At 65.7% G+C, this 19,038-nt stretch carries 19 protein-coding genes; 10 read left to right on the forward strand and 9 right to left on the reverse strand.

The genetic code is table 11. The features are described 5' to 3' along the window. Window positions 1–91: 91 nt before the first annotated feature. Complete coding sequence (locus tag G584_RS0101820; RefSeq protein ID WP_028493071.1) at window positions 92–1,975, reverse strand: acetate--CoA ligase; 1,884 nt, start codon at window positions 1,973–1,975, stop codon at window positions 92–94. After that, window positions 1,953–4,484 (reverse strand): AMP-binding protein, encoded by a 2,532-nt coding sequence (locus G584_RS0101825; RefSeq protein WP_028493072.1) that lies wholly within the window; start codon window positions 4,482–4,484, stop codon window positions 1,953–1,955. Before G584_RS0101825 ends, G584_RS0101820 begins: the two co-directional genes overlap by 23 nt. A 128-nt stretch (window positions 4,485–4,612) precedes the next feature. Between G584_RS0101825 and acs the strand changes: the two genes are divergently transcribed. Then, complete coding sequence (gene acs / locus G584_RS0101830) at window positions 4,613–6,559, forward strand: acetate--CoA ligase (RefSeq protein WP_028493073.1); 1,947 nt, start codon at window positions 4,613–4,615, stop codon at window positions 6,557–6,559. A gap of 161 nt (window positions 6,560–6,720) precedes the next feature. Here the strand turns inward: acs and G584_RS0101835 are convergent, their stop codons facing one another. Genes G584_RS0101835 through G584_RS12780 form a run of 3 tightly spaced genes read right to left on the reverse strand, consistent with a single transcriptional unit; the run spans window position 6,721 to window position 8,802 of the window. Next, the gene (locus G584_RS0101835; protein WP_028493074.1) at window positions 6,721–7,107 is read right to left on the reverse strand and encodes a nuclear transport factor 2 family protein; all 387 of its coding nucleotides are present in this window, start codon (window positions 7,105–7,107) and stop codon (window positions 6,721–6,723) included. A gap of 3 nt (window positions 7,108–7,110) precedes the next feature. Continuing rightward, window positions 7,111–8,655, reverse strand: coding sequence for an acyl-CoA mutase large subunit family protein (locus tag G584_RS0101840; protein ID WP_028493075.1), 1,545 nt, complete (start codon window positions 8,653–8,655; stop codon window positions 7,111–7,113). A gap of 9 nt (window positions 8,656–8,664) precedes the next feature. Next, entirely contained in the window at window positions 8,665–8,802 is a 138-nt protein-coding gene (locus tag G584_RS12780; protein WP_169378067.1) for a hypothetical protein, read from the reverse strand. A 103-nt stretch (window positions 8,803–8,905) separates the two neighbouring features. On the opposite strand from G584_RS12780, the gene G584_RS0101850 reads away from it, so the two are divergent. From G584_RS0101850 to G584_RS0101890, 9 genes are read left to right on the forward strand one after another with little or no spacing between them, the layout of a single operon-like run. Then, window positions 8,906–9,214 carry a winged helix-turn-helix transcriptional regulator gene (locus tag G584_RS0101850; protein ID WP_028493076.1) on the forward strand — a complete coding sequence of 103 codons (309 nt, stop codon included), beginning with the start codon at window positions 8,906–8,908 and terminating at the stop codon, window positions 9,212–9,214. Then, on the forward strand, window positions 9,211–10,014 hold the full coding sequence (gene minD / locus G584_RS0101855; protein WP_028493077.1) for a septum site-determining protein MinD: 804 nt from the start codon (window positions 9,211–9,213) through the stop codon (window positions 10,012–10,014). The genes G584_RS0101850 and minD overlap by 4 nt, the downstream gene beginning before the upstream one ends. Then, entirely contained in the window at window positions 10,014–10,235 is a 222-nt protein-coding gene (minE, locus tag G584_RS0101860; RefSeq protein ID WP_028493078.1) for a cell division topological specificity factor MinE, read from the forward strand. Before minD ends, minE begins: the two co-directional genes overlap by 1 nt. A gap of 7 nt (window positions 10,236–10,242) precedes the next feature. After that, the gene (gene rodA / locus G584_RS0101865) at window positions 10,243–11,322 is read left to right on the forward strand and encodes a rod shape-determining protein RodA (RefSeq protein WP_028493079.1); all 1,080 of its coding nucleotides are present in this window, start codon (window positions 10,243–10,245) and stop codon (window positions 11,320–11,322) included. A gap of 40 nt (window positions 11,323–11,362) precedes the next feature. After that, window positions 11,363–12,433 carry an ABC transporter ATP-binding protein gene (locus G584_RS0101870; protein ID WP_028493080.1) on the forward strand — a complete coding sequence of 357 codons (1,071 nt, stop codon included), beginning with the start codon at window positions 11,363–11,365 and terminating at the stop codon, window positions 12,431–12,433. Then, window positions 12,426–13,310 (forward strand): ABC transporter permease, encoded by an 885-nt coding sequence (locus G584_RS11845; protein WP_051209127.1) that lies wholly within the window; start codon window positions 12,426–12,428, stop codon window positions 13,308–13,310. The genes G584_RS0101870 and G584_RS11845 overlap by 8 nt, the downstream gene beginning before the upstream one ends. Beyond that, on the forward strand, window positions 13,307–14,086 hold the full coding sequence (locus tag G584_RS0101880) for an ABC transporter permease (protein WP_028493081.1): 780 nt from the start codon (window positions 13,307–13,309) through the stop codon (window positions 14,084–14,086). The genes G584_RS11845 and G584_RS0101880 overlap by 4 nt, the downstream gene beginning before the upstream one ends. Continuing rightward, window positions 14,083–15,141, forward strand: coding sequence for a polyamine ABC transporter substrate-binding protein (locus tag G584_RS0101885; protein ID WP_028493082.1), 1,059 nt, complete (start codon window positions 14,083–14,085; stop codon window positions 15,139–15,141). The genes G584_RS0101880 and G584_RS0101885 overlap by 4 nt, the downstream gene beginning before the upstream one ends. Window positions 15,142–15,176: 35 nt before the next feature. Then, on the forward strand, window positions 15,177–15,569 hold the full coding sequence (locus G584_RS0101890; protein WP_028493083.1) for a c-type cytochrome: 393 nt from the start codon (window positions 15,177–15,179) through the stop codon (window positions 15,567–15,569). Here the strand turns inward: G584_RS0101890 and ilvD are convergent. Genes ilvD through G584_RS0101910 form a run of 4 tightly spaced genes read right to left on the reverse strand, consistent with a single transcriptional unit; the run spans window position 15,566 to window position 19,033 of the window. Further along, the gene (ilvD, locus tag G584_RS0101895) at window positions 15,566–17,236 is read right to left on the reverse strand and encodes a dihydroxy-acid dehydratase (RefSeq protein ID WP_028493084.1); all 1,671 of its coding nucleotides are present in this window, start codon (window positions 17,234–17,236) and stop codon (window positions 15,566–15,568) included. The genes G584_RS0101890 and ilvD overlap by 4 nt on opposite strands. Further along, entirely contained in the window at window positions 17,233–17,967 is a 735-nt protein-coding gene (locus tag G584_RS0101900) for an SDR family NAD(P)-dependent oxidoreductase (protein ID WP_028493085.1), read from the reverse strand. The genes ilvD and G584_RS0101900 overlap by 4 nt, the downstream gene beginning before the upstream one ends. Beyond that, entirely contained in the window at window positions 17,964–18,497 is a 534-nt protein-coding gene (locus G584_RS0101905; RefSeq protein WP_028493086.1) for a Uma2 family endonuclease, read from the reverse strand. The genes G584_RS0101900 and G584_RS0101905 overlap by 4 nt, the downstream gene beginning before the upstream one ends. Continuing rightward, window positions 18,494–19,033, reverse strand: coding sequence for a Uma2 family endonuclease (locus G584_RS0101910; RefSeq protein WP_028493087.1), 540 nt, complete (start codon window positions 19,031–19,033; stop codon window positions 18,494–18,496). The genes G584_RS0101905 and G584_RS0101910 overlap by 4 nt, the downstream gene beginning before the upstream one ends. Window positions 19,034–19,038 lie beyond the last annotated feature (5 nt).

The following is a 19,038-nucleotide window of genomic DNA, read 5'->3' on the forward strand; positions in this document are numbered from 1 at the left end:
CAAAAGGGGCGTTTTTGTATGCCCAATCTCCCCGGAAAGGGGGCAAAAAGGGGTGGGGCCCAAGGGCCCCACCCCTTAAGGTTGGGGAAACCTACTCCTCCAGGGTGGAGAGGTCTCCCGGGTCCTTGCCCAGTTCCCGGGCCTTCAGGAGGCGCCTGAGGATTTTCCCCGAGCGGGTCTTGGGCAGCTTGTCCAGGAAGACGATCTCGCTGGGGGTGGCGATGGGCCCCAGTTCCCGGCGCACGTGCTGGACCAGGCCCTCCTTCAGCTCTTCGGAAGGGGTTTGCCCTAGGCGCAGGACCACAAAGGCCTTGATGGCCTCCCCCTTCAGGGGGTCGGGCACCCCGATCACCGCGGCCTCGGCCACTGCCGGGTGGGAGACCAGGGCGCTTTCCACATCCGCGGTGCCGATGCGGTGCCCGGCCACGTTCAAGACGTCGTCCGCCCGGCCGAGGACGCTGAAGTAGCCCTCCTCGTCCTGGCTCGCCACGTCCCCAGCGGCGTAGACCCCGCCCGGGACCTCGCGCCAGTACTGGAGGTAGCGCTCGTGGTTGCCCCAGACGGTGCGCATCATGTGGGGGAAGGGGCGCCGGAGGACCAGAAGCCCTCCCTGCCCTGGGGGCACGGGCCTGCCCTCCTCGTCCACCACCCCCGCCTCCACCCCAGGCAGGGCCACCCCGGCGAAGCCGGGTTTGGCCGGGAACACCAGGGGGGTGCCCAGGGTGGGCCCGCCCAGCTCCGTCTGCCACCAGTTGTCGGCCACAAAGCCCCGCCGACCCCCATCCACCAGGTGCTGGTAAGCCCAGCGCAGGGCCTCGGGGTTTAAGGGTTCCCCGGCCACGGCGATGAGGCGCAGGGAGGAAAGGTCGTATCGGGCAGGCCACTCGGGGCCGAACTTCATGAAAAGGCGCACCGCGGTGGGGGCGGTGAACATCACGTTCACCCGGTGGCGCTCCACCACCTGCCAGAAGGCCCCGGGGTCGGGGTAGTCGGGGGCTCCTTCCCGGAGGAGGCTGGTGACCCCCTCCAGGAGGGGGGCGTAGACGATGTAGGAGTGGCCCACGATCCAGCCGATGTCGCTGGTGGCCCAGAAGAGGTCGTCGTCCTTTACGTCGAAGAAGGTGCGCAGGTGGTAGGTGGTGCCCACCATGTATCCCCCGTGGACGTGCACCACCCCTTTGGGTTTCCCCGTGGAGCCGGAGGTGTAAAGGATGAAGAGGGGGTGCTCCGCCTCCACCATCTCTGCCCGGGCCTCTGGGGGGCTTCCCCAGAGGATTTCCTGGAAGTCGTAATGCCCCTCGGGAAGCTCCGCCTGGAAGGCCCGCTGGAACCAGACCACCTGGAGGGGCAGGTCCTTGATGGCCTCCTCCACGATGGAGCGGAGGTCCACTCCCTTGCCCCTTCGGTAGCTCACATCCCCGGCGATGAGGAGCTTGGCCCCGGCGTCCAGGATGCGTTCCCGCAGGGCGCTCACCCCAAGCCCGGCGTAGACCACGCTGTGGATGGCCCCCAGGTAGGCGGTGGCCAGCATGGCCAGGATGCCCTCGAGGGTTAAGGGCATGTAGATGACCACCCGGTCCCCCTTCTCTACCCCAAGGCGCCTAAGCCCCGTGGCCAGGCGGCGCACCCGGTCCAAAAGCTCCCCGTAGGTGAGCTTCTCCTCCCGGCCGTCCTCGGAGAGGTAGAGGAGGGCCACCTTGTTCCTCAGGCCCCTTTCCACATTGCGTTCCAGGGCGTTGTAGACGGCGTTGGTGGTGCCTCCCAAGAACCAGCGGTGCTCGGGAAGGTTCCACTCGAGGACCTTTTCAAAGGGCTTCTCCCAGTAGAACCTCCGGGCCCATTCCCCCCAGAAGCCCTCGGGGTCCTCGAGGCTTCGCCGGTACTCTTCAGGGAAATTCTGGAGATTCGCCCTAAGGCGCACCTCCTCCGGGGCCCAAAGCCGTTCCTCCGCCTTAAGAAGCTTTTGCACCACCATATTCCTCCTCCAATACAGAAACATCTCCAGGGTCTAAGCCCAGGAGCTCCGCCTTTAGGAGCCGTCTTAGGATCTTGCCGCTTCGGGTACGGGGCAGGCGCTCCACGAAAACCACCCGGGGAGGGGGAACCGGTCCCAGGTGCCGCAAAAGGTGGGCTTTGATCTTCTCGGCCAGGAGGGCCTTGAGCTCCTCGGGCACCTCCTTCTTGGGAACCGCAAAGACCACGATTTCCTCGCCTTCCTCCCCGGGGATCCCGATGGCGGCTGCCTCCGCCACCTGGGGGTGGGTGAGGGCGGCCGCCTCCACCTCGGCGGTGCCGAGCCGGGCCTCCCCCACCTTGATGACCTCCTCGGAGCGGCCCAGGATGCGAAAGTAGCCTTCCTCGTCCCAGGTGGCGAGGTCCCCCGTCCAGTAGAGCCCACCCCGCCAGGGGCTTTCCCCCCCAAGGAGGTCCACCATGTGGGCCGGCCCTGCCCTCAGGAGCACCAGGTGGCCCTTGGCCCCTGGAGGGAGGACCTGCCCTTCCCCGTCCACCACCCGGGCCTCCACCCCGGGCAAGGGGATGCCCACGAAGCCCGGCTTGGCGGGGAGGGTGAGGGGGGTGGCCAGGGCAGGGGCCCCCAGCTCGGTCTGCCACCAGTTGTCCAGGGGCCAGGCCAGGTTCTCCCGGGTCCAGCGCCACACCTCAGGGGCCAGGGCCTCCCCCACGCTCCCCACCAGGCGCAAGGAGGTGGGCCGGGCTTCCCCGTGGCGGCGCAGGGTGCGGAGCACCGTAGGGGAGGTGAGGAGCACGTCCACCCCGAACCGCCTTAGCCTCTCGTAGAAGGCGGCGGGGTTGGGGTGGTCCGGCCGGTCCTCCACCAGGAGGCTGGTACCCCCCAGGAAGAGCGGGGCGTACAGGCCGAAGGAATGCCCCACCACCCAAAAGAGGTCGGCGGTGGTGTGGAAGACCTCTCCCGGTTTCAGGTCAAAGAGGTAGCGGAGGGCCCAGCTTACCCCCACCATGTACCCTCCGTGGCCGTGGACCACCCCCTTGGGCTTGCCCGTGGAGCCCGAGGTGTGGAGGATGAAGAGGGGATGCTGGGCGGGAACGGGGACGGCGTCCGCGGGCTTTCCCTCCGAGGCCCTTTCCAGAAACTCCGTGGTGCCCCGGGTGTGCCAGAGCACGGGAAGATCCAGGCCCGAAAGGGCTGCCTCCACCACCGGCCTTAAGGGGATGAGCTGGCCCCGGCGGAAGTAGCCGTCGGCGGCCACCAGGAGACGGGCTTGACCCTGCAGGAGCCGCTCCCTTAAGGCTTCCGGGCCCAGGCCCACGGGCAGGGCCACGTGCACCGCCCCAATCCGTGCCAAGGCCAGGAGGCTCAAGGCGGCCTCCAGCCCCGTGGGCAGGTAGAGGGCCACCCGGTCCCCCCGCTTTACCCCTAGGGCCTGGAAGACCCCGGCGAGGCGGCTGGAGAGGTCCAAAAGTTCCCGGTAGGTCCACTTTTCCAGGTGCCCATCCCCATCCAGGGTGATGAGGGCCACCTGCTGGGCCTTTTCGGGCAGGTGGCGGTCTAAGGCGTTTAAGGCGGCGTTGGTCCGCCCCCCACCGAACCAGGTGTGGGTGGCAGGGTCATAGACCCTTTCCCAAGAGGTTTCCCAGTGGAACTCCCGGGCGAAGCTGCCGAAAAAGCTTTCGGGATCCTCGAGGCTTGCCTGGTAGGCCCTGGGGTAGTCCCGCAGGTTGGCCCTTTCCTTAAGGGCGCAGGGGGGTTCCACCACCTCCACCTGGAGGCTCGGTTCCAAGGGAGGGGCCAGGCTGGGGGGCTCGGGGGGGCGCAGGTGGGCGGACACCTGGGCCACCTCAGAAAGGGCCCGGGCCAGGCGGCTGAAGGCGAAGGGGAAGCGCCGGGCGGGCACCACCACCCCCAAAGCCCCCAGAAGCTGCCCCTCGGGGCCGAAGAGGGGGGCCGCTAGGCCGGAAAGCCCCTGGGCGTACTCCTCCATCTCCGCCGCCAACCCCGACTCCCGCACCCGGGCCAGCTCCTCCTCCAGGGCCAGGGGGTCGGTGAGGGTATAGGGGGTGCGGGGGCGCAAGGGGGGAAGGGGCAGGGCCCCGTGGGCCAGGAGGACCTTCCCCAGGGCCAGGGCGTGGGCTTCCTCCGGCAGGCTCTCCCCCAGGGGGTGGGGCTGGCCCTGCCGGCCCCGGGTTTTGAGCCGGATCCCTTCCGGGGTCAGAAGGGCCAGGTAGCACCGCTCCCGGGTGCGGAGGTAGAGTTCCTCCAGGGCCTCCTCGAGGGGCGTGGTCTCCAGCCGGAGGGGCTTGGCCTGGCCCAGGCGGTATCCCCGCTCCGTCTTCACGGCGAAGCCCTCCTCCGCCAGGCTGTTGAGAAGGGCGTAGGCGGTGGAGAGGCTCTTCCCCAGGAGGCGGGCCACCTCCTTTACCCCCACCCCTTCCGGGTGCTCGGCCAGGTAGGCCAGGATGCGCAGGGCCGCCTGGACCGTGGAAAGGCTCCTCTTCCTGGCCATTCAGGTCCATGTTCCGCGGGTTAAGCTCTCCCTGTCAAGAAAAGGGGAGTTTGGCAAATGGTGAAAAACCCCCTTTTTCTTGACCCCACCCGGGGGCCAGCCTATCCTTAGAGGCCAAGGGAGGGTATATGGACCGGATCGAAGGCGTTCTCAAGGAGGAGCGGGTCTTCTATCCCAGCGAGGAGTTCCGGAGCAGGGCCCACATCAAGAGCGAGGAGGAGTACCAGCGCCTGTACGAGGAAAGCCTAAAAGACCCCGAGGGCTTCTGGGGACGGGTGGCCTCCGAGCTCCACTGGTTCGAACCTTGGCAGAAGGTTTTGGAGGGGGACCTGCCCCACGCCAAGTGGTTCGTGGGGGGTAAGACCAACCTGTCCTATAACGCCCTGGACCGGCATGTCCAAACCTGGCGGCGCAACAAGGCGGCCCTCATCTGGGAGGGGGAGCCAGGGGAGGAGAGGGTCTTGACCTACCACGACCTTTGGCGGGAGGTGCAGAAGTTCGCCAACGTCCTCAAGCGCCTGGGCGTCAAGAAGGGGGACCGGGTCACCATCTACCTTCCCATGGTTCCCGAGGCCGCCATCGCCATGCTGGCCTGCACCCGCATCGGGGCGGTGCACTCCGTGGTCTTCGGGGGCTTCTCCAGCGGGGCCCTGGCCGACCGCATCAAGGACGCCGAGGCCAAGGTGCTGATTACCGCCGACGGGGGCTACCGCCGCGGCCAGGTGGTGCCCCTGAAGCAGAACGCGGACGAGGCCCTGAAGGAGACCACCAGCGTGGAGCACGTGGTGGTGGTGCGCCGCACCGGGGAGGAGGTCCCCTGGACCCCGGGCCGGGACCACTGGTGGCACGAGCTCATGGAGGCGGCCTCCGACCGCTGTGAACCCGAACCCATGGAGGCGGAAGATCCCCTCTTCATCCTTTACACCTCCGGCTCCACGGGGAAGCCCAAGGGGGTCCTGCACACCACGGGCGGCTACATGACCTACGTCTACCTCACCACCAAGCTGGTCTTTGACCTCAAGGACGAGGACGTCTACTGGTGCACCGCCGACGTGGGCTGGATCACCGGCCACTCCTATGTGGTCTATGGGCCCCTTTTGAACGGGGCCACCACGGTGATGTACGAGGGAGCCCCCAACTGGCCCGAGCCCGACCGCTTCTGGCAGATCGTGGACAAGTACGGGGTGAACATCCTCTACACCGCTCCCACCGCCATCCGGGCCTTCATGAAGTGGGGCGAGGGTTGGCCCCTCAAGCACCGGCTGGATTCCTTGCGCCTTTTGGGCACCGTAGGGGAGCCCATCAACCCCGAGGCCTGGCTCTGGTACTACCAGGTGATCGGGAAGGGCCGTTGCCCCATCGTGGACACCTGGTGGCAGACGGAAACCGGGGGCATCATGATCACCACCCTGCCCGGGGCGCATCCCATGAAGCCTGGGCATGCGGGAAAGCCCTTCTTCGGGGTGAAGCCGGAGATCCTGGACTCCGAGCACAAGCCGGTGGAGAATCCCAACGAGGGCGGGCACCTTTGCATCACCCGTCCCTGGCCCAGCATGCTCCGCACCGTCTGGGGGGATCCCAACCGCTTCCTGCAGCAGTACTTCAGCCAGCACCCCGGCAACTACTTCACCGGGGATGGGGCCCGTCGGGATAAGGATGGCTACTACCTGATCCTGGGCCGGGTGGACGACGTCCTGAACGTGGCCGGGCACCGGCTTGGCACCATGGAGATCGAGTCCGCCTTGGTTTCCCATCCCGCGGTGGCTGAGGCGGCGGTGGTGGGCCGGCCCGACCCCTTGAAGGGGGAGGCCATCGTGGCCTTCGTGACCCTGAAGGAAGGGCATGCTCCCTCCGATGCCTTGCGGGACGAGCTCAAGGCCCACGTGGCCAAGGTGATCGGGCCCATTGCCCGCCCGGACGAGGTGCGCTTCACGGATGCCCTGCCCAAGACCCGCTCCGGCAAGATCATGCGCCGCCTCTTGAGGCAGATCGCCGCCGGGGAGCAGGAGATCAAGGGGGATATCTCCACCCTCGAGGACCGCTCGGTGGTGGAGCGCCTAAGGCAAGGGGCCTAGCCCTGGGAAAAGGGGAGGGGCCGGGGAAACCCGGCCCCTTGTTATGCCACCCCACCCTGGCTCTCGCCAGCGTGGGGGCCCCGGCAGATCCCTGGCCCGGGCCATTGCTTCGGATTTCCGCAGGGTGCGGCGTGGCAGGAAAGATGTGGGTTTGGGCTGGGCTACCCCGCCGGGCTTTTGTGCACGTGCACCACCTTCCAGCCCTCGGGAAAGCGCACCGCCACCCGGCTTTCGTTCACCGCCCGGTGCTTTAGCCCCCCTTCTTCCTCCACGGTGAGGAGCAGGGTGTAGGTGAAGATGGCCACGTCCCCGTAGCGCTGAAGGCGCTTTTCCAGGAGGTCCAGGCGGTGAGGCCTTCCCGAGGTGGCCCAGTTGTGCTCGATCATGAATCGGTGGAAGGCCAGGCCATCCAGGCGGTGGGGGGTCACAAACCACTCGTAAAGGGAAAGGTCGGGATGGGTGGTGGCCTCGTAGGTGGCCCAATCCCCTTGGTAGATGCTGGCCAGGTGCCTTTCCAAAAACTCCCAAAGCTCGGCTTCGGTTTCCATGCCTTACCTCCCGGGCTGGTACTCCCCCCACTCCTCCCTTAGCACCCCGCAGACCTCTCCCAGGGTGGCCCGGCGGCGGAAGGCCTCCAGCACGTAGGGGAAAAGGTTCTCGCTTCCCCGGGCCGCCTGGCGGAGGTTTTCCAGGCCAAGCCGAACGCTTTCCCCATCCCGCTGGGCCTTGAAGGCGGCCAGTTCCCGCTTGCGCTTCTCATGCAACTCGGGGTCGATGCGCTGCACAGGGGTGGGCTCGTTCAGGGGGCTATGGGGATCGGCGAAGCGGTTCACCCCCACGATGATCCGCTTGCCCTCCTCCACTTCCTTCTGGAACTGCCAAGCGGACTCCTCAATGGCTCGCTGGAAATACCCTGCCTCCACCGCGGCCACCGCTCCTCCTAGGGCGTCGATCTCCCGGATCAGCCTTTCCGCTTCCTTCTCCAGCTGGTCCGTGAGGTGCTCCACGTAGAAGCTTCCCCCCAAGGGGTCTATGGCCCGGGTGACCCCGCTTTCAAAGGCCAGGATCTGCTGGGTGCGCAAGGCGAGGAGGGCGCTTTTTTCCGTGGGGAGGCCCAGGGCTTCGTCGTAGGCGTTGGTGTGGAGGCTCTGGGTGCCGCCCAGCACCGCCGCTAGGGCCTGGTAGGCGGTGCGCACCACGTTGTTTAAGGGTTCCTGGGCGGTGAGGGTGGAGCCTCCCGTTTGCGTGTGGAAGCGGAGCATCCAGCTTCTCGGGTCCTTGGCCCCGAACTCCTCCCGCATGATGCGCGCCCAAAGCCTCCTGGCGGCCCGGAACTTGGCGGCTTCCTCAAAGATGTCCCCGTGGGCGGCGAAGAAGAAGGAGAGCCTAGGAGCGAACTCGTCCACCTTAAGGCCCCGTTCCAGGGCGGCCTTCACGTAGGCCTTGCCATCCGCCAGGGTGAAGGCGATCTCCTGGGCGGCGGTGGAGCCCGCCTCGCGGATGTGGTAGCCGGAGATGGAGATGGTGTTGAAGCGGGGCACATGCCGGGCGCAGAACTCAAAGATATCGGTCACCAGGCGCATGGAGGGGCCCGGAGGGTAGATGTAGGTGCCGCGGGCGAAGTACTCCTTGAGGATGTCGTTCTGCACGGTGCCCGACACCTTGTCCCAGGAAACCCCCTGCTCCTCCGCCACCAGAAGGTAGAGGGCCAGGAGCATCATGGCGGGAGCATTGATGGTCATGCTGGTGGAGACCCGGTCCAGGGGGATGCCGTCGAAGAGCTTTCGCATGTCCTCGAGGGTGGCGATGGACACCCCCACCCGGCCCACCTCCCCCACGCTCATGGGATGGTCGGGATCCAGGCCCAGCTGGGTGGGGAGGTCAAAGGCCACGCTCAGGCCCGTCTGGCCCTGGGACAGGAGGTATCGGTAGCGGGCGTTGGACTCCTCCGCGGTGGAGAAGCCCGCGTACTGCCGCATGGTCCAGAGCCTGTCCAGGTACATCCGGGGGTAGATGCCCCGGGTAAAGGGGTACTCCCCGGGGCGGCCAAGCCTTTCCCGGTAGCCTTCGGGTAGGGACTCAAAGAGACCTTCCATGCCTTAGTTTTACAGGAAAACGCGGACCAGGAGGAGGAAGAGGAATAGCGCCCCGAACACCAGGAAAAGGGGCGGCAACAGGAGGCTGTAGACCGCCAGCACGAGGGCCAGGAAGTCCTTCCAGTCGGGTGGGATGCCGTCCTTCATCCTTCCCTAGCATATTCTTCCTCGAGGCCCAAGGCTACCCTTGGTTTCGGCATCCATGGCTTCACCGGTACATAGCTACGCCATTTTTTGCTAGCATTGGGCCATGGCCCTGTCCAAGAACACCCGCAAGGTGCTCAAGGTGCTGGCCCGGCGCGGGGCACCGGAGGTGCTCTTCGCCTTAAGCCGGGGAACCTCCCGCTTCTCCGACCTGGAGTCCTTCCTGGGCCTTTCCCCCCGCACCTTGGCGGAGCGGCTTCGGGAGCTTAACCTCTTGGGTTTCGTGCAGCGGCAGGCCTATCCCGAAGTGCCCCCCCGGGTAGAATACCTCTTGACCCCGCGGGGAAAGCGGGTTTTGGAATTCCTGAGCGAATTGGACAAGATATTGGATATGGTGCAGGAGGGAAAGCGGTGAAAGCGAAAGCCATTGTGGTGACATCGGGTAAGGGTGGCGTGGGAAAGACCACCACCACCGCCAACCTGGGGGCGGCCTTGGCCAAACTGGGGGAAAAGGTGGCGGTGGTGGACGTGGATGTGGGCCTCAGGAACCTGGATGTGGTCATGGGCCTCGAGGGGCGGGTGGTCTTCGACTTGATCGACGTGCTGGAGGGGCGGGCCAAGGTGCGCCAGGCCTTGATCCGGGATAAGCGCATAGAAAATCTTTTTCTGCTTCCGGCTTCCCAGACCAAGGACAAGGAGGCCCTGGACCCCGCAAAGTTCCGGGAGCTGGTCCAGCAGCTTTTGACGGAGGAGGGGTTTGACCGGGTGCTCATAGACTCCCCCGCCGGCATCGAGAAGGGCTTCCAGACCGCCGCCACCCCGGCGGAAGGAGCCTTGGTGGTGGTGAACCCGGAGGTTTCCAGCGTGCGCGACGCCGACCGCATCATCGGCCTCCTCGAGGCCCGGGAGATCCGGGAGAACTTCCTCATCATCAACCGCTTGCGGCCCAAGATGGTGGCCCGGGGGGATATGCTCTCCGTGGAGGACGTGGTGGAGATCCTGGGGCTTAAGCCCATCGGCATCATCCCGGAGGACGAGCAGGTGCTCATCTCCACCAACCAGGGCGAGCCTCTGGTGCTAAAGGGTACAAGCCCCGCTGCCGTCGCCTACATGGACACCGCCCGCCGCCTTAAGGGCGAGGAGGTGCCCTTCCGCAACCTGGAGGAGGCCCAGGGGCTTTTGTCGGTGATCCGCAGGCTCTTCGGAGGTCGCTGATGTGGTGGCGCAAGCGGAGCAAGGAGAAGGCCAAGGAGAGGTTAAAGCTGGTCCTGGCCTACGACCGGGCCAAGCTTTCCCCGGGCCTGGTGGAGAGCTTGAAACGGGACCTCCTGGAGGTGTTGCGCCGCTACTTCCCCGCCCAGGAGGAGGGGCTCAGCGTGGCCCTGGAGGAGCGGGGGGAGAAGATGGTCCTGATCGCCGATATCCCCTTGCGGTAGCTCCCCCATGGTTCTAAGGCGTCCGAACCTTCTGGCCTACGACTGGGGTTTAATCCTCCTGACCCTGGCCATAACCGTTTTGGGTTTGTTTAACCTCCGAAGCGCTGCCCCCGACCCAGCCCTCCTGAACCGCCAGCTTGCGGCCTTCCTCCTGGGCCTCCTCCTGGCGGTGGGGGTGCAGTTCTTCTCTCGCCGCACCGTCTTCGCCCTGGCCTACCCCCTTTACGCCCTTTCCCTTCTCCTTTTGGTGGCCGTCTTGGCCTTTGGCCGGGAGATCAACGGGGCCAAGGCCTGGTTTGTGCTGGGCCCCTTGCAGTTCCAGCCCCTGGAGCTGGCCAAGCTGGGCTTGATCCTGGCCTTGGCCCGGCTCCTCGAGGGCCGGGAGGTGCGGCGGGTGGGGGATTATTTTCTGCCCGGGCTCCTGACGGCCCCCGTGGTCCTCCTCCTCCTCCTTCAGCCGGACCTGGGAGGGGGCCTGGTGGTGCTCTTTGGCGCCTTTGCCGTTTTGTTCGTGCGGGGCTTGCCTTGGAAGCATATCTTGGTGGGCCTTCTCGCCCTGGCCGTCTTGGTGCCCACTGTGGTCTGGCCCAACCTCAAGCCCTACCAGCGGGAGCGGGTCCTCATCGTCTTGGATCCCTACCGGGATCCCCTGGGCCAGGGCTTCCAGGTGATCCAGTCCACCATCGCCATCGGCTCGGGAGGGCTCTTCGGCAAGGGGTATGGCCAGGGTACCCAGACCCAGCTGGGCTTCGTTCCCTTCCGACACACGGACTTCGTCTTCGCCGTCTTTGCCGAGGAGTGGGGGTTTGTGGGCTCCGTGGCCCTCCTTGGGCTTTACGCCCTCCTTTTGGTGCGCCTTCTTAGCATGGCCCTGGAGTGTCCCCGCCTCTCCGACCGCCTGTTCCTGGCCGGGGTAGGGGGGATGCTGGGCTTCCAGGTGCTGGTGAACCTGGGGGTGGCGTTGGGGGTGATGCCGGTGACCGGGCTGACCCTTCCCCTTTTTTCCTATGGGGGTTCCAGCCTCATAGCCACCCTGCTCTCCTTGGGCCTGGTCCTCTTGGTGCACCGGGACCGGGCGGCTCCCTAAAGGCTTGAGCCTGGGGGCCACTCCCCCTAAACTGGGCCCCGTGGCCGGGGAAGTGCTGGTTCGCCTCTTGGGGGTGCGCAAGGGTTTCGGCGGGGTGGTGGCCCTGGATGGCGTGGACCTCGAGGTCAAGCAGGGGGAGTTCTTCAGCCTTTTGGGGCCTTCGGGATGCGGAAAGACCACCCTCCTCAGGCTTCTCGCCGGGTTTGACACCCCGGATGCGGGGCGGATCGAGATCGCTGGGAAGGACATGACCGGGGTTCCCCCCTATGCCCGCCCCGTGAACACCGTCTTTCAGAACTACGCCCTCTTCCCCCACATGACCGTGGAGGGGAACGTGGCCTTTGGCCTCCGCATGAAGGGGCTTCCCGCGGGAGAGATTCGCAAAAAAGTGGCCTGGGCCCTGGAGCTGGTGGATCTCCTGGGCCTGGAGAAACGCTACCCCCGGGAGCTCTCCGGCGGGCAGAAGCAGCGGGTGGCCTTGGCCCGGGCCTTGGTGCTGGAGCCAGAGGTGCTCCTTTTGGACGAGCCCCTTTCCGCCTTGGACCTGAAGCTTCGCCAGGAGCTAAGGGTGGAGCTCATGCAACTTCAGCGAAGGCTTGGCACCACCTTCATCTTCGTCACCCATGACCAGGAAGAGGCCCTGGTCATGTCCGACCGGATCGCGGTGATGCGCTCGGGGAGGATTGAGCAGGTGGGCCTTCCCGACGAGGTCTACGAGCGGCCCAAAAACCGCTTCGTGGCGGATTTCCTCGGCCGTTCCAACTTCCTCCCTGCAAGGCCCCACCCAGGAGGGGCGGAAACCCCCCTTGGGGTTTTGCGCCTGAAGGAGCCCCTTTCGCGGGAAGCCCACCTGGTGATCCGGCCGGAGAAGATCCGCCTTTACCCGGTGGGTAACGGGGCTCCCGCCCGGGAAAACCTGGTGCGGGCCAGGGTGGAGGAGATCGTCTACACGGGAGCGGAGAACCAGTACTACCTGCGGGCGGGGGAGGTGCGGCTTTTGGCCTATACCCTGAACCAGGACCTGCAGGAGCCTGGGGCCGAGGAGTTCGCCTACGGGGAGGAGGTGTTCTGCTACCTTCCCCCGGAGAACCTGGTGGTGGTCCATGAATGAGGCGGCTACTCCCTGGCAGCGCGCCTTCCGGGTCCTGGTTACCGTGGGCCCTGGGGGCCTTTGGCTTTTGGTCTTCGTCCTTCTTCCTACCCTTCTGGTGCTTCTGGCCTCCCTCCTCACCCGGGGGCCTTATGGGGAGCTCACCGGGCCCTGGGGCTTCCACAACTACGCCAAGCTCCTCCACCCCGTTTACCTCGAGGCCTTCGCCCAAAGCCTTCTCGTGGGGGTCCTGGCCACCCTGATCTCCGCTTTGCTGGGTTATCCCCTGGCCTTCTACATCGCCCGCCATCCCCGGCGGGACCTCCTCCTTTTCCTTCTCCTCCTTCCCTTTCTCACCAACTTCCTCATCCGGGTCTACGCCTGGCTGGTGCTGTTGCAACGGGAAGGCCTGGTGAACGCCTTTCTTGGGGCCTTCGGCCTGGGGCCCTTGGTCCTTTATCCCTCCTTCCTCGCCGTGCTCTTGGCCACGGTGTACACCTTCCTGCCCTTTTTCGTCCTGCCCGTGTACGCCAGCGTGGAGCGCCTGGACTGGCAGCTACTGGAGGCGGCCTACGACCTGGGGGCCAGGCCCGTTAAGGCTTTCTTGCATGCGGTCTTGCCCCAGACCTACCCCGGGCTTTTTGCGGGAAGCGTCTTGGTCTTCATCCCCGCCATGGGTACCTTCGTGGTGGCGGACCTCCTGGGGGCGGGGCGGGTGGTTCTGATCGGGAACCTCATCCAGCAGCAGTTCGGCATCACCCGGGACTGGGCCTTTGGGGCTGCTCTCAGCGTGTTCCTGATGGGGTTTGTGCTCCTTTCCCTTTACCTCTACGCCCGTTTGCAGGGGGAAAGGGGCCTCGGTCACGGGCGGAGCCCGTATCTGGAGGACCTGGTATGAGAAGGCTTCTTGCCCTTCATGCCCTTTTGGTCTACCTCTTCCTCTACCTGCCCATCCTGGTCATCGTGGCCCTCTCCTTCAACGAAAGCCGCCGGGGGGTGCGCTTCACCGGCTTCACCCTGGACTGGTACCGGGCCCTTTTCCAAGATCCCAGGGTGCTGGAGTATTTCCTGAACACCCTCCTGGTGGCCTTCGTCTCCACCCTGGTGGCCACGGTATTGGGGACGCTTTTGGCCGTGGGCCTTGTGCGTTACCGCTTTCCCGGCAAAGGCTTCCTCTCCTACCTCCTCTACATCCCCGTGGTGGTGCCCGATGTGGTCATGGGGGTGTCCCTTCTCCTCCTCTTCGCCCTGGCCCGGGAGGTTTTGGGGTTTCCCCGCCTTTCCCTCCTCACGGTGATCCTGGGGCACATCACCTTCCAGGTGGCCTTCGTGACCCTGGTGGTGCGCTCCCGCCTTCTTCTCCTGGACCCAGCCCTGGAGGAGGCCGCCCGCGACCTGGGGGCCCGGGGCTGGCAGACCTTCTGGCACGTGACCCTGCCCCTGGCCTGGCCTGGGGTGATGGCGGGGGCGCTTCTCGCCCTCACCCTTTCCCTGGACGACTTCGTGGTCACCTTCTTCACCGCTGGCCCCGGGGCCACCACCCTACCCCTTTACATCTATTCCAGTGTGAAGCTGGGGGTAAGCCCCAAGGTGCACGCCCTTTCCACCTTGATCATCGGCCTTAGCGCCTTCTTCCTGGCCTTGGGGTATGCTTTAACCCGGAGGAGGGTATGAAGCGTTGGGGAATTCTGCTTTTGGTTCTGGCCCTGGTGGTCGTGGGGTTCCTCCTTGTGCGGCCGAAGCCGGCTTCCCAGGCTGGAGGGACCCTGTACTTTCTGAACTGGGCGGATTACATCCCGGAGGACCTCCTTAAAAAGTTTGAGGCGGAAACCGGGGCTAAGGTGGTCTTGGATACCTTTGAGTCCCCCGAGGCCATGCTGGCCAAGCTGAAGGCGGGGGCGGACCGGGAGTTCTCCCTGGTGGTGGCCCCTGACTACTACGTGCTCCAGATGGCCCGGGAAGGGCTCATCGCTCCCCTGGAGAAGGGGAGGCTTGGGAACCTTGCCAACCTGGATCCCTTCTTCCTGGACCCTCCCTATGACCCTGGCCTCCAGTACTCCGTCCCCTACCTCTGGGGAACCACGGGCCTGGCCTACCGGGAGGATTTGGTGAAGGGTCCGGTGGATTCCTTCGCCGTTTTCTTTGACCCTGCCAGGCAGGTGGGGCCCTTCCTCCTTCTGGACGAGATGCGGGAGACCATCGGGGCGGCCTTGAAGTACCTGGGCTACTCGGTGAACACCACGGATCCCAAGGCCCTGGAGAAGGCCAAGGAGCTTCTCCTCGAGGCCAAGGGCCGCTCTGTGGGCTTTGCTGGAGGCCTGGAGGCCTTGAACCGCATCCTGGGCGGGGATGCCGCCCTGGCCTTGGCCTACTCCGGGGATGTGCTCCAGGCCAGGCAGGAGGATGAGAGGCTTCACTATGTCATTCCCAAGGAAGGCGGCACCCTGTGGACCGACGCCATGGTGGTCCTGAAGCGGGGGCCCAGCCAGGATCTGGCCTACCGCTTCATCAACTTTTTGCTGGAACCGGAAAACGCCGCTGCCTTGGCGGAGTACACCCGCTACGCCACCCCCGTGGCCAAGGCCCTTCCCCTTCTTCCTGAGGAGATGCGCCGGGACCCCACGGTCTTTCCCCCGGAGGAGGTGCGGGCCAAGCTTGAGTACCTCAAGGACTTGGGACCGGATATCGCCCTTTATGACCAGATCTGGACCCAGGTGAAGGCCCGCTAAAGGCCATATGGGTCAAGGCCCCCTATACTGGTTTCATGAAGCGGTTTTTGCCCCTCCTTTTTCTCGTGGGCTTGGGGGCGGCCCTGGCCCAGGGGACGGAGGGGCTTTGGGCCAAAACCTGCGCCGTCTGCCATGGGGAGAAGGCCCAGGGGGTGCGGCCCTACCCCGGCCTTCAGGGGGTGGGCCCCTTCTTCGCCACCCCGGAGGGGAGGCGGTACCTGGTCCTGGTGGTCCTCTACGGCAAGAAGGGGGAGGCCGGGCTCATGCCCGGTTTTGCCCAGCTCAAGGACGAGGAGCTTGCCGCTCTATTGAACCACCTGAAGGCCCTTCTCCAGGCCAAGGGGGATCCCTTCACCCCGGAGGAGATACGCAAGGGGCGAGGCTTGAACCTCACCCCCGATGGGGTCAAGCGGCCGGGGAAACCCTAGGCCTCAGGGTCCCTTAGCACCGCTCCCTGGTCCGCCTGCTCCACCAAGGCCGCGTAGCGGGCGAAGAGGCCGTGGCGGAAGGTGGGGGGCTTGGGTTGCCAGCGCTCCTGCCGCTTCCTTAGCTCCTCCTCGGGGAGGAGGACCTCCAAAAGGCGCTTTTCTACATCGATCCGCACCCGGTCCCCGTTCTCCAAAAGGGCGATGGGTCCCCCCACGAAGGCCTCGGGGGCGATGTGGCCGATCATGAGGCCGCGGGTGCCCCCGGAGAAGCGGCCGTCGGTGAGAAGGGCCACCTCGGGACCCAAGCCCTCCCCCACGATGGCGCTGGTGACGGAAAGCATCTCGGGCATCCCGGGAGCACCCTTGGGGCCCACGTAGCGGATCACCACCACGTCCCCGGGGCGGATCTCCTTGGCCAGGACCTTTTCCATGGCGGCTTCCTCGGAGTCGAAGACCCGGGCCGGGCCCTCGAAGTAGGTGCGCTCGGTGCCGGCCAGCTTCAGAACCGCTCCCCTCGGGGCCAGGTTGCCCTTAAGGACCACCAGGCCCCCTTGGGGCTTCAGGGCCTGCTCCACGGGGAAGACCACCTTCTGCCCCTCCGCTTCCCGGTAGGCCCGTTCCACCTCCTCGGCCAGGGTGTTGCCGGTGAGGGTTTTCTCGTCCCCGTAAAGAAGCCCTGCCTCCAGGAGTTTTTTAAATACCAGGGCGGTGCCCCCGGCCTCGTAAAGCTCCCAGGCGGTGTAGGTGCCCCAGGGGAGGAGGTCGGCGATCACCGGGGTTTTCCGGGAAACCTGATCGAAGTCGTCCAGGCTCAGCTCCACCCCCACCTCCCGGGCGATGGCCAGGAGGTGCAGCACGGCGTTGGTGCTCCCCCCGGTGGCGGCCACGGCGGCGATGGCGTTGAGGAAGCTTCTGCGGGTGAGGAAATCCTGGGGTTTCCAGTTTCGCTCTATGGCCCGGGCCAGGATACGGCCCGCCTCCCGGGTGGCCTTGGGCTTTTCCGGGTGCACGGCGGGGATGGCGTTGTAGCCGATGGGGGAGAGGCCCAGGGCCTCGAGGGCCATGGCCATGGTGTTGGCCGTGTACTGGCCACCGCAGGCCCCGGGGCCAGGGATGGCGTGCCGTTCGATGGCGGCAAGCTCCTCGTCGGTGATCCTCCCGGCGGCCCTCTGTCCCACGGCCTCGAACACGGAAACGATGGTGAGCTTCCTCCCCTGCCACTCCCCGGGGGCGATGGTACCCCCGTAAAGAACCATGCCTGGAACCCCACTCCGGATCACCCCCATGGCCCCGCCCGGGATGGTCTTGTCGCAGGCGGAGAGGACCACCATCCCGTCGTAGAGGTAGCCCTGGGCGATAAGCTCCACGCTGTCGGCGATCACCTCCCGGCTTATGAGGCTTGCCCGCATCCCAGGGGTGCCCATGCTGATGCCATCGGAGATGGCAGGGGCCCCGAATTCAAAGGGGAAGACTCCGGCCTCCTTAAGCCCGGCCTTGAGGTCCAGGGCTAACTGGCGGAGGTGGTAGTTGCAGGGCATGCCGTCGGTGAAGGTGTTCACCACCCCCACGAAGGGTCTATTGAAGTCCTCGTCGCCCACGCCCACCGCCCGGAGCATGGAGCGGGCGGGGGCCTGCTGCAAGCCTTTCTTGATGCGGTCGGATCTCATGCGTCCCTCCAGGATGCGATCTTTCCATGAAACTGGCGCGCCCTCGGCAGGAGGCGCACCAGGGCTTTGGCTGCCTCCTTTGGGCTTAGGAGGCGGCCTTCCTCCTTGTACCCGCGGAAAACCTGGTGCAGCACGGGGGCGGCGCTCCCCTGGGCCTCGCGGGCCTGGCGTTGCATCTCGGTTTCCACCACCCCGGGCCGGTAGATGAAGCAGGGGACCTCGGGTACCTCCGCGGCCAGCTGTCTGGCCAGGTGCTCTTCCGCGGCCTTGGCCACCGCATAGGCCCCGATGCCGGGAAGGTTGGATTCAGCCGCCCCGGACCCCACATAGACCACCACCCCTTCCCCCTTTTGCCGGAGGAGGGGATAGGCGAAGCGGGCGAGTTGGTAGCCGGCGATGAGGTTGGCCTCGAGGACCTCCAGGAAGAGACCCTCGGCGATCTCGTAGAGGAAGGGCCCCGGGTGGAGGACCCCGGCGTTGTGGATGTAGCCGTAAAACCCCCCTAGGCCCTCGGCCTTTTTCACCAGCTCCTCGGCCACTTGGGCTTGTCCAGCGCTTCCCGCCACCGCTTCCGCCCTGGCCCCTAGGGCGCGAACCTCCTCGACCACCTCCTTTAAGGGCCCTTCCGAGCGGGCGTTCAACACCAGGTCGTAGCCCGCCTGGGCCAGCTCCAGGGCCAGGGCCCGGCCGATCCCGCGGCTTGCCCCGGTGAGGATCAGGGTTCTTCTCATAGGAGTTCTCCCAGGGGGATTTCTACCCCCATAAAGGCCAGGGTGTCCCTGGGTTCCAGGATTCTGACCTCCTTATAGCCTCCCTCCCTGGGCTCCCTATGCACCAGAACCCGCCTGCCTTCCAGGTCCACCACCCAGACCTCGGGCACGCCCCCTTGGGCGTAAAGGGGGACCTTCACCTCCAGGTCGTAGCGGAAGGAGGTTTCCGCCACTTCCACCACCAATAATGCGTCTTCTGCCGTGGGTAACCCCTCCTCGTAGAAGTCGGACCGGGGTTGCAGGAGGGCGAGATCGGGGTAGAGCTCCGAGTCCCGCACCACCAGGGGGTTTTGCACGAAGAGGATGGCCTTGTGGGGCACGAGGGGGCTAAAGAGGGCGGTGAGCCTGGCCACTTTGGCGGCGTGGCGTTTTCCAATGGGGCTCATTTCCAGAAGTTCTCCTTCCACCAGTTCCAGCCTTAGGTCCTCGGGAAAAACCCCGGCCTCCACCATGCGGTGGAATTCTTCCAGGGAGATCCGGTGGCGGGTCATGGCAGGACCTCCTTCACCGGGATTTTGAGCCCCAAAGCCTCCAGCTCGCCTTCCTCGAGGGTTTGCCGCTCGCCGTAGCCTTCTCCGCTGGGCTTGCGGAAGACGTGCACCCGGTCCCGTACCAGGTCCACCACCCACACCTCGGGGATCCCTGCCTTGGCGTAGAGGGGGAGTTTCACGGTGAGGTCGTAGTCCAAGGAGGTGTCCGCCACCTCTATTACCAGCAGGGCATCCTCGGCTTCCGGTACCTTGTCCCGGTAGAAGTTTTCCCGGTAGGAGAGGAGTGCGAGATCGGGCTGGGGTTCGCTTTCCGGGGAAAGCCTTAGCGGGTCCTGGACCTGCAAAAGGGCTTTCCTTGCCTGTTGCAAGGGAAACAGAAGGTCCATAAGGCGCTTGACGGCTGCCATGTGGCGTTTGCCTACCGGGCTCATGGTGACGATCTCCCCCTCCACGAGCTCCACCCGGGCGTCCTCGGGGAGGATGCCTGCCTCGGCCATGCGGTGGAACTCCTCGGCGGTGAAGCGGTAGCGGAGCATTTTCC

It is taken from the genome of Thermus antranikianii DSM 12462, assembly GCF_000423905.1.
Taxonomy (GTDB): Bacteria; Deinococcota; Deinococci; order Deinococcales; family Thermaceae; genus Thermus; species Thermus antranikianii.